13 protein-coding genes are annotated in these 13,647 nt (G+C 70.0%); 4 read left to right on the forward strand and 9 right to left on the reverse strand.

Going from position 1 to position 13,647, the window contains the following annotated elements; all coding sequences use genetic code 11:
- Positions 1-38: 38 nt before the first annotated feature.
- The 6 genes from QSK36_RS34030 to QSK36_RS34055 all read right to left on the reverse strand — a co-directional run bounded on the left by QSK36_RS34030 (position 39) and on the right by QSK36_RS34055 (position 8,423).
- Entirely contained in the window at positions 39-1,370 is a 1,332-nt protein-coding gene (locus tag QSK36_RS34030; protein ID WP_285785210.1) for a family 2B encapsulin nanocompartment shell protein, read from the reverse strand.
- A complete protein-coding gene (locus QSK36_RS34035; RefSeq protein WP_285785211.1) occupies positions 1,367-3,670 on the reverse strand; it encodes a terpene synthase family protein in 2,304 nt (767 codons plus the stop codon). The genes QSK36_RS34030 and QSK36_RS34035 overlap by 4 nt, the downstream gene beginning before the upstream one ends.
- Positions 3,670-5,043 carry a family 2B encapsulin nanocompartment shell protein gene (locus QSK36_RS34040; protein ID WP_182900397.1) on the reverse strand — a complete coding sequence of 458 codons (1,374 nt, stop codon included), beginning with the start codon at positions 5,041-5,043 and terminating at the stop codon, positions 3,670-3,672. Before QSK36_RS34040 ends, QSK36_RS34035 begins: the two co-directional genes overlap by 1 nt.
- A gap of 279 nt (positions 5,044-5,322) precedes the next feature.
- Positions 5,323-6,435, reverse strand: coding sequence for a polyprenyl synthetase family protein (locus tag QSK36_RS34045; protein ID WP_285785213.1), 1,113 nt, complete (start codon positions 6,433-6,435; stop codon positions 5,323-5,325).
- Positions 6,436-6,585: 150 nt separating this feature from the next.
- On the reverse strand, positions 6,586-7,440 hold the full coding sequence (locus QSK36_RS34050; protein ID WP_139576674.1) for an ABC transporter permease: 855 nt from the start codon (positions 7,438-7,440) through the stop codon (positions 6,586-6,588).
- Positions 7,437-8,423 carry an ATP-binding cassette domain-containing protein gene (locus tag QSK36_RS34055; protein ID WP_285785214.1) on the reverse strand — a complete coding sequence of 329 codons (987 nt, stop codon included), beginning with the start codon at positions 8,421-8,423 and terminating at the stop codon, positions 7,437-7,439. The genes QSK36_RS34050 and QSK36_RS34055 overlap by 4 nt, the downstream gene beginning before the upstream one ends.
- A gap of 72 nt (positions 8,424-8,495) precedes the next feature.
- Between QSK36_RS34055 and QSK36_RS34060 the strand changes: the two genes are divergently transcribed.
- Positions 8,496-9,131: a TetR/AcrR family transcriptional regulator gene (locus QSK36_RS34060; RefSeq protein WP_183544419.1), complete on the forward strand. Its 636-nt coding sequence runs from the start codon at positions 8,496-8,498 to the stop codon at positions 9,129-9,131.
- Between the two features lie 2 nt (positions 9,132-9,133).
- Here the strand turns inward: QSK36_RS34060 and QSK36_RS34065 are convergent, their stop codons facing one another.
- A complete protein-coding gene (locus QSK36_RS34065; RefSeq protein ID WP_285785215.1) occupies positions 9,134-10,456 on the reverse strand; it encodes an MFS transporter in 1,323 nt (440 codons plus the stop codon).
- 177 nt (positions 10,457-10,633) lie between these two features.
- Here QSK36_RS34065 and QSK36_RS34070 point away from each other — a divergent pair, with 177 nt between their 5' ends.
- The 3 genes from QSK36_RS34070 (at position 10,634) to QSK36_RS34080 (ending at position 12,769) form a co-directional block, all read left to right on the forward strand.
- Positions 10,634-11,146, forward strand: a complete 513-nt coding sequence (locus QSK36_RS34070) for a VOC family protein (protein ID WP_183544423.1) — start codon at positions 10,634-10,636, stop codon at positions 11,144-11,146.
- A 76-nt stretch (positions 11,147-11,222) separates the two neighbouring features.
- Positions 11,223-11,645: a Zn-ribbon domain-containing OB-fold protein gene (locus tag QSK36_RS34075; RefSeq protein WP_285785216.1), complete on the forward strand. Its 423-nt coding sequence runs from the start codon at positions 11,223-11,225 to the stop codon at positions 11,643-11,645.
- The gene (locus QSK36_RS34080) at positions 11,642-12,769 is read left to right on the forward strand and encodes a thiolase C-terminal domain-containing protein (protein WP_139576680.1); all 1,128 of its coding nucleotides are present in this window, start codon (positions 11,642-11,644) and stop codon (positions 12,767-12,769) included. Before QSK36_RS34075 ends, QSK36_RS34080 begins: the two co-directional genes overlap by 4 nt.
- Before the next feature lie 157 nt (positions 12,770-12,926).
- Here the strand turns inward: QSK36_RS34080 and QSK36_RS34085 are convergent, their stop codons facing one another.
- Both QSK36_RS34085 and QSK36_RS34090 read right to left on the reverse strand, forming a co-directional pair.
- Positions 12,927-13,172 (reverse strand): hypothetical protein, encoded by a 246-nt coding sequence (locus tag QSK36_RS34085; RefSeq protein ID WP_285785217.1) that lies wholly within the window; start codon positions 13,170-13,172, stop codon positions 12,927-12,929.
- The gene (locus tag QSK36_RS34090; protein WP_285785218.1) at positions 13,169-13,474 is read right to left on the reverse strand and encodes a DUF6247 family protein; all 306 of its coding nucleotides are present in this window, start codon (positions 13,472-13,474) and stop codon (positions 13,169-13,171) included. Before QSK36_RS34090 ends, QSK36_RS34085 begins: the two co-directional genes overlap by 4 nt.
- Positions 13,475-13,647 lie beyond the last annotated feature (173 nt).

Here is a 13,647-nt window from a genome sequence, read left to right on the forward strand (position 1 = left end):
CCGGGGTGCTCCAGGAGCGCCCCGGCCGGATGCACGCCTCAGTTCACCTCGACGCTTTCCAGTACGCCGAGGGCGTCGGGGACCAGTACGGCCGCCGAGTAGTAGGTGGTCAGCAGGTAGGAGGTGATCGCCTTTTCGTCGATGCCCATGAAGCGCACCGACAGACCGGGCTCGTACTCGTCCGTCAGCCCCGTGCGGCGCAGGCCGACGACGCCCTGTTTCTCTGCCCCGGTGCGCATCACCAGGATCGAGCTGAGCCCGCCCTCGGTGATCGGGATCTTGTCGCAGGGCAGTATCGGCACCCCCCGCCACACCATGACCGTCGCCCCGTTGACCTCGGTGACGTCCGGATACACGCGGCGCCGCGTGCACTGCCGGCCGAAGGCGGCGATGGCCCGGGGATGGGCGAGGAAGTAGTGCGAACTACGCCGGCGGGCGAGCAGTTCGTCGAGGTCGTCGGGGGTGGGCGGGCCGGAACGGGTGTGGAGCCGCTGCTTGAGGTCGGCGTTGTGCAACAGCCCGAAGTCGCGGTTGTTGACCAGCTCGTGCTCCTGACGCTCCCGCAACGCCTCGATCGTCAGCCGCAACTGCTGCTCGGTCTGGTTCATCGGCTCGTTGTACAGATCCGCCACCCGCGAGTGCACCCGCAAAATCGTCTGCGCCACACTCAGCTCGTACTCACGCGGCCCCAGCTCGTAGTCCACGAACGTCCCCGGCAGCGTCGCCTCACCCACATGCCCCGCCGCCAAAGCGATCTCCGCCTCGCCATACCGGTTCACCGGCCGCGCTGCGGGAGGACGGCCGAGATGCTCGCGCAGGCCACCGGCGAGCGCGGTCAGGTTGTCCAGCGCCGACCGGTCGAGGACGAGAACGATGCAGGAGGTGAGGGCCTTGGCGGGCGAGGCCCCCGGGCCGGTGAGGTCCCCCAGGTGGTCTCCGTCGGCCAGGACCTGGAGCAGGGCCTCGCCGCCGTACGCGCCGGCGCCGACGCGTGCGATCTTGCCGTGGGCGACGAGCACCACCTGGCCCGGCGGCACCGGCTCGCCCGGACGCAGGTCGTGCTGGACGAACCGGTCCGCCAGCGCCCCGAGGGTGTCCAGGTCGCCGTAGTCGTGCAGGGACGGCAGTTCGCACAGCTCGGCCGGGATGACCCGCACCCGCGCCCCGGTGGAGACGAAGCTCACCCGCCCGTCCCCCACCGTGCAGGTGAGCCGGCGGTTGAGCCGGTAGACGCCGCCCTGGACCTCCGTCCACGGGAGCACCCGCAGCAGGTGCCGGGGAGTGATCTCCCGCATCTGCGGCGGCGTCTTGGTCGTCGTCGCCAGGTTCCGCGCGGCGGCCGTGCTCAGGGTCAGGCGCGCCGCGGTCATGGCGCCCCCACCGGCAGCGAGTGAGCCGGCACCGCGAGATCGGACGCCGCCAGATCAGACGGCGCGAGAGCAGATGCCGCCAGATCAGACCGCGCCAGAGCGGGCGCCGTCACGGACGACGCCGTGAGCGCCGGCGACCCGTGAGCGGGCGGCGCCAGGGAGAGGATGCGTGCGGTGGCCGTCCCGAGCCCCGTCGGCCCCTGGGACCACCGGGCCGCCGGACCCCTGCGCAACTCCTCCTCGAAGTAGCGCCGGGACCGCTGGTGCCAGCGCAGGATCGCGGCCATCCAGTTGCGCAGGTCGGACACGTATCCCTCGACCGACTCCCGTACGACCTCCTCCGCCTCGATACGGTCGAGCAGGGCGGGCAGATCGACGGTGGTGATGTGCTCGAACTGCCTCATCCGGCTGGTCATGAGCGCGTCCACCACGGTCACCGCCTCGTCGGGCGCGCAGTCGAAGAAGGTGCCCAGCACCACGACGGCGTTGTGCAGCTCACCCTCGAACTGGATCTCCTTCTGGTAGGAGAACAGGTCGTTCAGCAGACACGCGTAGTCCTGCGCGGCATCGGTCATGCCGAGGAACTCGCGGGTCCGATGGATCTCGGTGGGGATGACCCGGCCCGGCGCCAGCCTGGCCAGGCTCATCGTCATCTGCGAGCCGAACGTCCTGCGCCGCATCTCGATGTAGTCGACCGGATCGGGCACGCGGTGCTGGGCCTGGTTGGCCAGCTCCCACACCCAGCTGTCGATCATCTCCTCCACGGTGGCGCGGAAGGCCCGGCGGGAGCCCTCCGGCAGCGGCCCGGCGGTGCGCGGCCACAGGTCGGCCAGCCCGCGTTCCAACCCCGTCATCGGGGTCAGGCGCGGAACGAGGTCCAGCGGCATGAACTCCTTGAGCCGCCGGTTGCCGAGCTTCGCGCCGACCAGGTCGCGCGCCACCCCGTAGACCCGGGGATAGTAGTCGTCGCCGTACGTCCCCCAGGCCAGCCAGTTGGTGGCCAGGATCAATTCGTCGGCCGGGGCGTCCGGGTTGATGCCGGACGCGCACAGGGCGAGGTCGAAGCCGACGAGTTGCGGTTCGTTCCACACGGCGGTCGCCGGGATGCCGGGGACGCCGTCGAAGAAGCCCATGGCGGCACACCATTCGACGTCCGCCGCTCGCGCCGCGTCCAGGTGCGGGTTGTCGCGCACCTCGAACGGCATGTACGGCTGCGGCAGCCGCACCGCGGCCTCGGAGAAGGGCCGGTGGGTGTGATTGCGCAGGCCGCCCGCGCCCGTGAGGTGGGCGCGGGCCACGTTCATCCCGAAGAACCCGGTTTCCCCCGCGGTCTTGGTGTAGCGACTGGAGGCGGTATGCCAGGCGTGTCCGCCCGCCTGCCAGTCCTGCAATCCCTTGACGTAGCTCAGGACCAGCGCCTGCTCGGGCGGCAGGACTCCCTCGTCGGCGAACAGCGCCGGAAGCTCGGTCAGCGCGGTGTGCTCGAACTGGTGCAGCCGGGAGGTGAGCAGGTCGTTGGTGATCTCTACGGCCCGCTCGGTGTCGCAGCCGAAGAAACGCTCACAGACCAGCACACAGTTGGACAGCTCGCCCTCCTGCAGCACCTCCCGCTCGTAGGAGAACAGGTCGTTGCGCAGGTGCACGGAGTCGGCGAACGCCTCGGTCAGCACCCGGATCGGCCGGGAATCCGCGAGCCGGGCGGGCAGTTCCGCGCCGGCCGCGTGCTCCACCAGCGCGGCCGACCACGGGGCGCCGCCGACCTTCCTGCGTTCCTCGATGTACTCGATCGGGTTGGAGACGGCCTCGCGCTCGATGTGGAACAGCTCCCACATCGACTCCTGCAGGAGGTCCCGCGTGACCCGGACGAACCGGCGCCGCCACGCCTCCGACATGGCGGGCACGGTCCGGGGCCAGAGGTCGGCCAGGCCCCGCTCCACGGGGTTCGTCGGCTCGGGCGGGTCGTCCGTCATGAACGCGTCGAGCCGGTCCAGGTAGTCCTGGGCGCCGTCCAGGTCCCTGCTGCGTTTGAAGGTCTCCAGGAAGTGGTCGTCGAAGTAGAAGACCCACACGTACCAGTCCGTGACCAGGTCCAGTTCGGTGGCGGAGCAGTCGGGATGGGTATAGGCGCACATCAGGCCGTAGTCCATCGCGTCGAGCGACTCCTCGGTCCAGATGTCCGGGTCGTCGAGCATGCCCATGTCCGCCGCCCACCCCCGTGTGTGCGCCCGGGCGGTCTCCACGTGCGGGTTCAGCCGGGGCGGATAGGGGAGGTAGAAGTCCGGCAGCCGGTAGGAGGGCATCACAGGACCTCGACGCTCTCCAGGATGCCGAGGGCGTCGGGGACCAGTACGGCCGCCGAGTAGTAGGTGGTCACCAGGTAGGAGATGATCGCCTTTTCGTCGATGCTCATGAAGCGCACCGACAGACCGGGCTCGTACTCGTCCACCAGTCCGGTGCGGCGCAGGCCGACGACGCCCTGGTCCTTCTCCCCCAGGCGCATGACCATGATCGAGCTGATGCCCTTGTCGTTCACCGGGATCTTGTTGCAGGGCAGCATCGGCACCCCGCGCCAGGCCGGGGCCTTCTGGCCGTTGAACTCCACGGTCTGGGGGTAGATGCCCCGGGCGTTGCACTGACGGGCGAAGGCCGCGATCGCCTTGGGGTGGGCGAACATGACGTTCGGGTTCTTCCAGACCGTGGCGAGCAGCTCGTCGAGGTCGTCGGGGGTGGGCGGGCCGGAACGGGTGTGCAGGCGCTGCTTGAGGTCGGCGTTGTGCAACAGCCCGAAGTCGCGGTTGTTGACCAGCTCGTGCTCCTGACGCTCCCGCAACGCCTCGATCGTCAGCCGCAACTGCTGCTCGGTCTGGTTCATCGGCTCGTTGTACAGATCCGCCACCCGCGAGTGCACCCGCAAAATCGTCTGCGCCACACTCAGCTCGTACTCACGCGGCCCCAGCTCGTAGTCCACGAACGTCCCCGGCAGCGTCGCCTCACCCACATGACCCGCCGCCAAAGCGATCTCCGCCTCGCCATACCGGTTCACCGGCCGGTCCGGGTCCTCCCGATAGGCCTGCACGTGCTCACGCAGGCTGTCCGACAGCGTGAGCAGCCGTTCGAACTCCTCCCTGCCGAGGGTGAGCACGGTGCACGACGTCACCGCCTTGACCGTCCACTCCCACCGCGCGTCCGCGTTCACCAGCATCTGCTCGCCGACGTACTCGCCGTCGGCCAGCACCCCGAGCCGCGTCTCGTTGCCGTACGCCCCCTCGCCGAGCCTGTCGACCTTGCCGTGGGCCAGGAGCAGGACCTCGTCCATCGGGGTGCCGGCCTGCGCGATGACCTGGCCGGCCTCGTACTCCCGCTGGGTGAACAGGTCGGCCATGGCGGCGAGCACGTCGGCGTCGCCGAAGCCGCGCAGGGCGGGCAGCTCGCACAGCTCGGCGGAGATGACCCGCACATCCGCCCCGGTCGAGACGAACGTCACCCGCCCGTCGGCCATCTGGTAGGTCAGCCGCCGGTTGACCCGGTAGGCGCCGCCCACCGCCTCGACCCAGGGCAGCACGCGCAGCAGATGACGGGAGGTGATCTCCTGCATCTGCGGCGGGGTCTTGGTCGTCGTGGCCAGGTTGCGCGCGGCCCTGGTGCTGAGGCTCAACCGGTTGTCGGTCGGCATGGTGTTTTCGGTCACGGCACATCACCCCATCTGTGATCGGCACGGCGGCCGGTTGTTCGGTGACTGGACACGCTCGTCGCCGAGCGGCGGAGGGGGAGAGAAAAGATCAGAGTCGTACCGGCCCGGACAGGGCCACACCGCGTGCACCGAATGCACCGGGTACATCACCGCATGCGCCGGGTGCCCGTACGGCCGCACGTGGAGGCGGCCGGAGTGTTCCGGCGGCGGGAGTCAGGAGAGCGGGAGTCGGGAGAGAGACGGGCGTACCGATCGCGCCCCTCACCGGACGCGGCGGGTGAGCCGCTCGGTGAGCACCGCGAGCGCCCGCGCCGCCTCAGGGGCGATCGCGCAGTCGCTCAGCGCGCCGAGCGCCTGCCCGGCCCGCAGGGCGATGAGGTCCTCGACCTCGCCGAGGGCGCCGGTGTCCACGATGATCTGCCTGAGCTCGCCCGCCCGCCGTTCGTCCAGGTCGGGGGCGCCGTGCCAGGTCCGCAGCCGGTCCCGTTCCGGTCCTCGCGCCCGCGCGTACGCGTACGCCATGAGCACGGTCCGCTTTCCCTCACGGAGGTCGTCGAGGACCGGCTTGCCGGTGACGGCGGGGTCGCCGAAGACGCCGAGGACGTCGTCGCGCAGCTGGAACGCCTCACCGAGCGGCAGGCCGAACCGGGAGTACGCCTCCAGCAGGGCGGGCGGGGCTCCGGCGAGCGCCGCGCCGATCTGCAGCGGGCGCTCCACGGTGTATCGGGCCGTCTTGTAGCGGATCACCGTCAGGGCCTGTTCGACGTCCGCGTCCGCGCGGGCGTGCGCCAGGATGTCGAGGTACTGCCCGGTGACGACCTCCGTGCGCATCCGGTTGAACAGCTCGCGCGCCGCCCGCCCCCGCGCGTCGCCGGCGGCGGCGTCCGCGAGCAGCTCGTCGGCCCACGCCTGCGCGAGCACTCCGAGCAGGATGGCGGCGGACTGGCCGAAGGTCTCCGCGCCCGTCCACCGCGGGGCCCCGGCGAGCCCCCTGTGGATGGTCGGGCGCCCGCGGCGCAGCTCGCTGCCGTCCATGACGTCGTCGTGGATCAGCAGACCGGCGTGGTAGAGCTCCAGCGCCGCGCCGGTGATGACGGCCCGGTCCTCGTGCGGCTCCGCGCCGCCCGCGCCCCGCCAGCCCCAGTAGCACAGCAGCGGCCGGATGCGCTTGCCGCCCTCGACGACGAACTCGCGCAGCAGCCGATAGCCCTCGGCGACGTCCGGATCGCCGACCGGGGGACGCCGGGCGTCGAGGAAGCCGGCCAGCAGCTCGTCGACCCGTCCCCGGACGGCGCTCGTGACGGCGGCGATGCCGCCGGTGTCACCGACGCCGGTGATCCCCTTGATGGACGTGTCCACGGTGTCCGCGGTCATGCTCGGCCTCCTCGCTCGGCGAGCCGGTATCCCTTGCGGAAAGTTACTTAATGAACACGCAAAGTAGAACCGGCCGTTCCGATAGTCGGAACTTCTCGCCGAGCCGCACTCGGAGCGCCCAGCTCAGTCGGCTCTGCCGAACCGTGCTGCTTAGTCGGCTCGGCCGAACTGTGCGATCGCGGTCGCGAGCAGGGCGAGCCCGAGGACCGCGAGGACGGCCACCTCGACGGGGATGGGCACGTGCCATCCGCCCCACGTCAGCCCCGGCGCGAGCCGTTCCCGTACGGCGGGCGCCAGGTTCAGATGTGCGAAGACCAGCCGCCTGATGGGATCCACGGCGTACGAGAGCGGGTCGATCCGGTTGAGCGCGGTCAGCCACGCGGGCAGGTTCGAGGCGGGGAACATCGCGCCCGACATGAAGTACAGAGGCATGATCAGCAGCTGGTTGAGCGCCATGAACGACTGCATCTGCCTGACCCGCACGGACATCGCGACCCCGAAGGCCGTGATGGTGAAGGCCAGCAGCACCTGGATGCCGAACACGCCGAGCATCAGGCCCGGCGCGTACGGCACGCCCACGGGACCGGCGATGCAGATGACGACGAGGCCCTGGAAGGCCGCGACGGTGGCCCCGCCCAGGCATTTTCCGAGGACGATGGCCCCGCGGGACACCGGCGCGACCAGCATCTCGCGCAGGAAGCCGAACTCCCGGTCCCAGACGATCGAGGCGGCCGAGGACATGGCGGTGAACAGGACGGCCATGGCGAGGATGCCCGGGTAGAGGAAGGTCCGCAGACCGAGCCCGCCGGTGCCGCCCGAGGTGAGCTGCGACAGGCCGGTGCCGAGGACGAACAGGAACAGGAACGGCTGCACGAGAGAGGTGAGGATGCGCAGCGGGCCGTTGAAGAACCTGATGATCTCGCGCTGCCAGACCACCTTGACGGCGCGCAGCTCGCTCATCGCGCTGCGCCCGGGCACCCGGACCGCCGTGACGGGCACCGTCATCGCCGGCCTCCTCGCGCCGCCGCGAGCGCGGCCGGGCCGCGTGCGCCGCCGGTCGGCTCCGCGTCGCGGATCGACCGGCCGGTGTAGGACATGAACACGTCGTCGAGGCTGGGCCGGGCCACGCTGACGGACCGGATCGGCAGCCCCGACCGGGAGAACAGCTCCGGCACGAACCGCTCCCCCTCGTCCACGTGGAAGACGACCACGTCCCCGGACGCGACGGCCCGGATGCCGAACCGCTCGTCCAGTGCGGCGACGGCCGCCGCGCCGTCGTCGGTCTGGATCTGGACGCGGTCCTTGCCGACACCGGCCTTCAGCGCGGCGGGGGTGTCGAGCGCGATGATCCGGCCGCCGTCCATGATGGCGATGCGGTTGCAGTGCTCGGCCTCGTCCATGTAGTGGGTGGTCAGGAAGACCGTGATGTCCTCGGCATCCTTGAGCTCCCGGATGTAGGACCAGATGGAGCTCCTGGTCTGCGGGTCCAGGCCCACCGTGGGCTCGTCGAGGAACAGCACCCGCGGCGAGTGCAGCAGGCCGCGGGCGATCTCCAGTCTTCGTCTCATGCCGCCCGAGAACGTCGCGACCTTGGCTTCGCGCCTGTCCCACAGCCCCACCATCTCGAGCACTCCGCGCAGCCGTGGACCGACGTCCGCGCGGGGCACGCCGTACAGCTCGGCGTGGAAACGCAGGTTGCGCTCGGCCGTCAGATAGCCGTCCAGCGTCGGGTCCTGGAACACCAGCCCGATCGAGCGCCGCACCCTGTCGCGTTCGCGCACCACGTCGTGTCCACCCACGCGCGCCTCGCCGGCCGTGGGCGTGGTCAGGGTGCAGAGCATGCTGATCGTCGTGGACTTCCCGGCGCCGTTCGGGCCGAGGAAGCCGAAGATCTCCCCTCTTCGCACGGTCAGGTCGATGCCGCGTACGGCCTCGACGTCGCCGTAGTGCTTGGCCAGGCCGGTGGTTTCCACCGCCGGATGCGTCATCCCGCCCCCCATTCATTACACTTGGTGTAACAGTACACCAGGTGTAACCAAGGAGGCCGATACGCTGTGCCCATGAGTGCGGGCGGACTGCGGGAGCTGAAGAAGAACCAGACCCGGCAGCTCATCGCCGACACCGCGAACGCGCTCTTCCGGGCCCGGGGGTTCGACGAGGTCACCGTGGACGAGATCGCGGCGGCCGCGCAGGTGTCGAAGAAGACGGTGTTCAACCACTTCCCGACCAAGGAGGACCTGGTCTTCTACCGGGCCGAGGACCGGGAGGCCATGTCGCTGGCGGCGGTCACCGACCGCCCGGCCGGAGTCTCCATCCTCGACTCCTTCCGCGCGCTGTGCCTGGCGCAGACCAGGTTCGTCCCGGGCATGCGGCGCGACCTCGTCCATCCGCGCAGCTTCTTCGACCTCGTCAGCGGCAACCCCTCGTTGCAGCGGAAGATGCACGAGGTCAACGAGCGGATCACCCGGGTGCTCGCCGACGCGCTCGCGGCCGAGGCGGGCGCCGAGCCCGGCGATCCGCTGCCCCGCATCGTCGCCTCGACGCTGGTCGGCGCGCAGCGGGCGCTCTACCGGCGGCTGCGGCAGCGGGTGCGGGAGGGCGGGCCCGACGAGGAGATCGAGCGCGCCCACCGCGCGGACGTCGAACGGGTCTTCGACCTGCTCGGCAAGGGCCTGGGCGGTTATCCGCCGGCCTGACTCTATTCGGCCACCGCGACCCTGGCCTCCTGGCCGTCCACGGCCTCGGCGCGCTCGCGCCGCCAGGGACCGTGGAACAGGAAGACGGCGGGCGCGAACAGCGCCAGGCACACCAGGGAGACCACCAGCCAGGTCTGCCAGCTCGTGGCCTCGACCACGTGCGGGATGACCAGCAGGCCGACCACGGCGATCGCCTTGGTGAGGAAGCCGAACAACCCCCATGCCGTGCCCTGCAGCCGGGGGTCGACGTCCTCGGCGTCCTCGGAGTAGTTCGCCATCCACGGCCCGTACGCGACGCCGAGCGAGCCGCCGAGCAGCGCGCCGACGATCATGAGCATGCCGCTGGAGACGTCCTGGCCACCGAGGAGCGAGGCCAGGTAGGCGGTGACGAGCACGGCCGCCACGGTGCCGCCCAGCGTGAACGGCTTGCGCAGCTGGGTGCGGTCCGAGAGGCGCCCGGCGACGATCAGGGTGATCAGGTTGAGGCTCCAGAAGCACGCCATGATCGTGGACGCCTCGGCGGCCGTGATGCCGAGCGCGCCGACCAGCATGGTCTGGCCGAACAGCGTGAGCGTGATGTAGAGCACCAGCCACAGCGAGATGCCCACCACGTGGGCCCAGATGTTGCGCCGGACGAACAGCGAGGTGGCCCTGGCCGGCCTGGTCAGGTCGACGACGTCGCTGGCCTGGCGCTCGGTGTGCTGGATCTGCGCGCGCAGCTCGGGCGACAGATCGGCGATGTTGAAGGCGATGACGATCGAGATGACCAGCGAGAAGCAGCCCATGATGACGAACTGCGACCGCCAGGAGTCATCGAAGATCGGCAGCGTCCAGCCCGCGACGGCGGCGGCGAGGAAGTTGGCCCCCACCGGACCCCAGGTCCAGAAGCCGAACGCCTGAGCCCGGCCCAGGCGCGGTGAGAAGTCGCGGACCAGCGGTGCCGTGCTCGCCATCGCCACCCCGTCGACGAATGCGAGCACGATCCTCGCGATCAGCAGGTCCCTCGGGCTGTGGACGAGCGTCATGGCGAAGCAGCACACGGCGGTCAGCAGCATCAGCGGGACCAGCAGGCGCACCCTGCCGATCCGGTCGGTGAGCCTGCCGCCGAGCGCCGACGCGATCGCCCCCGCGACCGCCGCCGCCCCGGACACCGCGCCGTACGTCGCGAGGGACATGTCGAGGTCCTTGAGGAGCAGCGGGACCACGGGGGCGATCTGCGCCTCATAGGAGCCGATGAGGACGGCCAGCACGGCCATCGTGAGGATCTTCATGCGACGGGCACCGGTGGGGTACTCGTCGAGCTCGCGTACGTAGGACAGGCCCATTGACACGCCTTTCTCGTCAGCCCCCGTCCCAGCGATGAGTTCTAGAAGCCAGCTCTAGAATTCATTTCCACGAATGCTCCGCCTCCTCACGGCTGGAGTCAAGGGTTGTGAGCATGGTGTTTCCTGGGAATCGGATGACTAGAATGAGATTCTAGGATTTCGATCGAAGGAGGACGGGTGGACATCGCCGAGGAACTGGCCGGGCTGGACGTGGCCTTCGACCACACCGCCGTCGCCGCGCCGCGCATCAGGGACCTGCTGCCGATCTACCGGGACCTGCTGGGAGGCGCCTACCTCGGCGGGGGCGACAACGTGGTCAACGGCTACCGGACGCTCCAGCTCAGGTACGCCAACGGGAGCAAGATCGAGCTGATGGAGCCGCTGGCCGGATCCTCGTTCTTCGACAGCTTCTTCGACCTCACCCGCGGCAGAGGCGGGGTCCACCACCTCAACTTCCACGTCACCGACATCGAGGCCGCCGTGGCGGCGCTGCGCGGGCGCGGCTACCGGCTGTTCGGCCTCAACCTCGCCGAACCCCGCTGGCGCGAGGTCTTCCTCCACCCGAAGGAGGCGCACGGCGTCCTCGTCCAGCTCGCCCAGCCGGGACCGCGCGACCCCGAGCCGGTGCCGTCCCTCGATGACCTGCTGGCCGGTCGCGGCCGGCGCGGCAACGGCGTCCCGAGTCCCTGACGACGGACCCTCGCCAACTCTAGATTGGAGTTCTAGAATCTGCCTCTAAGACTTCCTCCGCCTTCGTAGGAGAACGATGACCGCATCGCACAAGCCCGTCCCGAAGCCGACGCCGGAGACCCAGCCGTTCTGGGACGGCGCGGCGGATGGACGGCTGCGCATCCAGCGCTGCGACGCCTGCTCGCGGCACTACTTCTATCCACGGCCCGCCTGCCCGCACTGCGGCTCCGACGACGTCACATGGGTGACGGCCGGCGGCAGGGCCACCCTCTACTCGTACGTGATCAGCCATCGCCCGGCGCCCGGGTTCGAGCAGGACGGGCCGTACGCGATCGCGGTCGTGGAGCTGGAGGAGGGCGTGCGGATGATGACGAACATCGTCGGCGTCGAGATCACGCCGGAGAACCTGCCCCTGGACATGGAGCTGCGCGTGGTGTTCGAACAGCGCGGCGACGTGCACGTGCCCCTCTTCGAGCCCGCTGGGGGTCCCGCCCGATGAACATCGTCATCGCGGGCGCGGCCGAGACCGACGAGCTCGGCAAGCTGCCCCACATGTCCACCGCGCAGCTCCACCTCCAGGCCGCGCGCAACGCTCTCGCCGACGCCGGGATGACCAAGGACGACATCGACGGCGTCGCCACCGTCGGGATGCCCGGCCCGATCCAGATCGCCCACGCGCTCGGGATCGCTCCGGCCTGGCTCGACGGCACCGGAGTGGGCGGCTCGTCCTTCCTCTTCCACGTACGGCACGCCGCCGCGGCCATCCGGGCCGGGCTGTGCACGACCGTGCTCATCACCCACGGCGAGTCCGGGCGGTCGCGGGTCGGCGCGCCCCGGCCGGCCCTCGGCCCCGACTCGCTGATCGGCCAGTTCGAACTGCCGTACGGCGTGCTCGGCCCGCCCACCATGTTCACGCTGACGGCGCTGCGCTACATGAAGGAGACCGGGCTCACGCACGAGCAGCTCGCGGAGGTCGCGGTCGCGCAGCGCCGATGGGCGCACCGCAATCCCCGGGCCATGTTCCAGGACCTGATCACCGTCGAGGACGTGCTCGCCTCGCGGATGGTCGCCTATCCCTTCCACCTGCTCGAGTGCTGCCTCGTCACCGACGGCGGCGGGGCGCTGATCGTGACGACCGAGGAGCGCGCCCGCAGGTCGCCGGTCCATCTGCTCGGCTCCGGCGAGTCCGCCGAGTCGCCGATCATCTCCCAGATGGAGGACTTCACCACCTCCGCCGCCTTCCGCCGCTCCGGCGAGGCCGCCTTCGCCGAGGCGGGCATCTCCCACGACGACGTGGACCACCTCATGATCTACGACGCCTTCGCGCACGTGCCCATCTACGGGCTGGAGGACCTCGGCTTCGTCAAGCGCGGCGAGGCCGGGCCGTTCATCGCCGAGGGCCACACCTCCCCCGGCGGCCGCCTGCCGCTCAACACCAACGGCGGCGGCCTCTCCTACACCCACACGGGCATGTACGGAATGTTCGCCATCCAGGAGTCCGTACGGCAACTGCGCGGCGAGGCCGCCGCGCAGGTGCCCGGCGTCGAGGTCGGCGTGGTCCTCGGCAACGGCGGGATGTTCGCCTCCGCCGCCACGCTCGTCCTGTCCAACCACCGCCCCTGACCCGCCCCTGACCCGCCCGTGCCCCTCCGGCCCGGTCCGCCGGAGGGGTAGCGGATACGGGACGTGGGGTTGGCCGGGTCCCGCCGTCCAGTTGTGCGATCGCCGTCAGGAGAGCAGCCGCAGGTCGGCGATATGGAGACCGGTGCTCAGCCCCGGGTCACCCGGCCCATACCAGCGCATAAATGGTGATCAGCTCGACATCGTCGTCGACATGAAAGTGAATCAGTCCGAGATCCCCGAAGGTGGCCTGCCGGTAGTCCCTACGCTCCGGATACAGGACCTGGGCATCCCAAGGCTCCTCGATGAGATCCGCAGTCCGCTCGACCAACGCCGTCAGTGCCGCGTCGGGGAGATTCTTCATGTTGACAAGCACCGACGGAGCAAGGACTACGCGATAGCTCATCGACGCCGTGTCCGGGCCAGGCGCTCCTCCCAGTCGGGAACGGCCTCCTCCAGGGGGACGAACTCGCCGGCTCCTTGGGCAGCCTCACGCGCACGTTGATCATAAGTCGGGTCGGCGAACGCGATCGAGTTCAACCACCACAGGTTGAGGAGTTCCGGGAGCCTGTGGTACTCGCCGGGTTCGCGCGCCGCCTCCCACGCCTCGTGGTACTGAGCGAGGAAGACCGGACGCCACTTCTCCGGTAGCGCCTGAAGAATGGCCTTCGGGTCATACCGAGGATCATGGACGGGCTGTGCGCTCATGAATCCACCGTACCTGGCGGGCGCTGTCGCACCATGAGATCAGCCATGATCGGCAGTCATCTTATGCTCCCGCTGCCACGGAGGCATGACTCCCCCCGACGGCACCGGCGACCCGGCACTTCGGCAGGACAGACCGTAGGCTTGGCTCGTCGAGTGGACGATGGCGAGGAGAC

The organism is Microbispora sp. NBRC 16548, assembly GCF_030268985.1.
Classification (GTDB): Bacteria; Actinomycetota; Actinomycetes; order Streptosporangiales; family Streptosporangiaceae; genus Microbispora; species Microbispora catharanthi.

Excerpts from the sequence above, each read along its gene's own strand:
- QSK36_RS34060 (WP_183544419.1), top strand. The coding sequence starts at position 8,496 with ATGAGTGCGGGCGGACTGCGGGAGCTGAAGAAGAACCAGACCCGGCAG.
- QSK36_RS34055 (WP_285785214.1), bottom strand. The coding sequence starts at position 8,423 with ATGACGCATCCGGCGGTGGAAACCACCGGCCTGGCCAAGCACTACGGC.
- QSK36_RS34045 (WP_285785213.1), bottom strand. The coding sequence starts at position 6,435 with ATGACCGCGGACACCGTGGACACGTCCATCAAGGGGATCACCGGCGTC.
- QSK36_RS34065 (WP_285785215.1), bottom strand. The coding sequence starts at position 10,456 with ATGGGCCTGTCCTACGTACGCGAGCTCGACGAGTACCCCACCGGTGCC.
- QSK36_RS34080 (WP_139576680.1), top strand. The coding sequence starts at position 11,642 with ATGAACATCGTCATCGCGGGCGCGGCCGAGACCGACGAGCTCGGCAAG.
- QSK36_RS34040 (WP_182900397.1), bottom strand. The coding sequence starts at position 5,043 with ATGCCGACCGACAACCGGTTGAGCCTCAGCACCAGGGCCGCGCGCAAC.
- QSK36_RS34090 (WP_285785218.1), bottom strand. The coding sequence starts at position 13,474 with ATGAGCGCACAGCCCGTCCATGATCCTCGGTATGACCCGAAGGCCATT.
- QSK36_RS34050 (WP_139576674.1), bottom strand. The coding sequence starts at position 7,440 with ATGACGGTGCCCGTCACGGCGGTCCGGGTGCCCGGGCGCAGCGCGATG.
- QSK36_RS34085 (WP_285785217.1), bottom strand. The coding sequence starts at position 13,172 with ATGAGCTATCGCGTAGTCCTTGCTCCGTCGGTGCTTGTCAACATGAAG.
- QSK36_RS34030 (WP_285785210.1), bottom strand. The coding sequence starts at position 1,370 with ATGACCGCGGCGCGCCTGACCCTGAGCACGGCCGCCGCGCGGAACCTG.
- QSK36_RS34035 (WP_285785211.1), bottom strand. The coding sequence starts at position 3,670 with ATGCCCTCCTACCGGCTGCCGGACTTCTACCTCCCCTATCCGCCCCGG.
- QSK36_RS34075 (WP_285785216.1), top strand. The coding sequence starts at position 11,223 with ATGACCGCATCGCACAAGCCCGTCCCGAAGCCGACGCCGGAGACCCAG.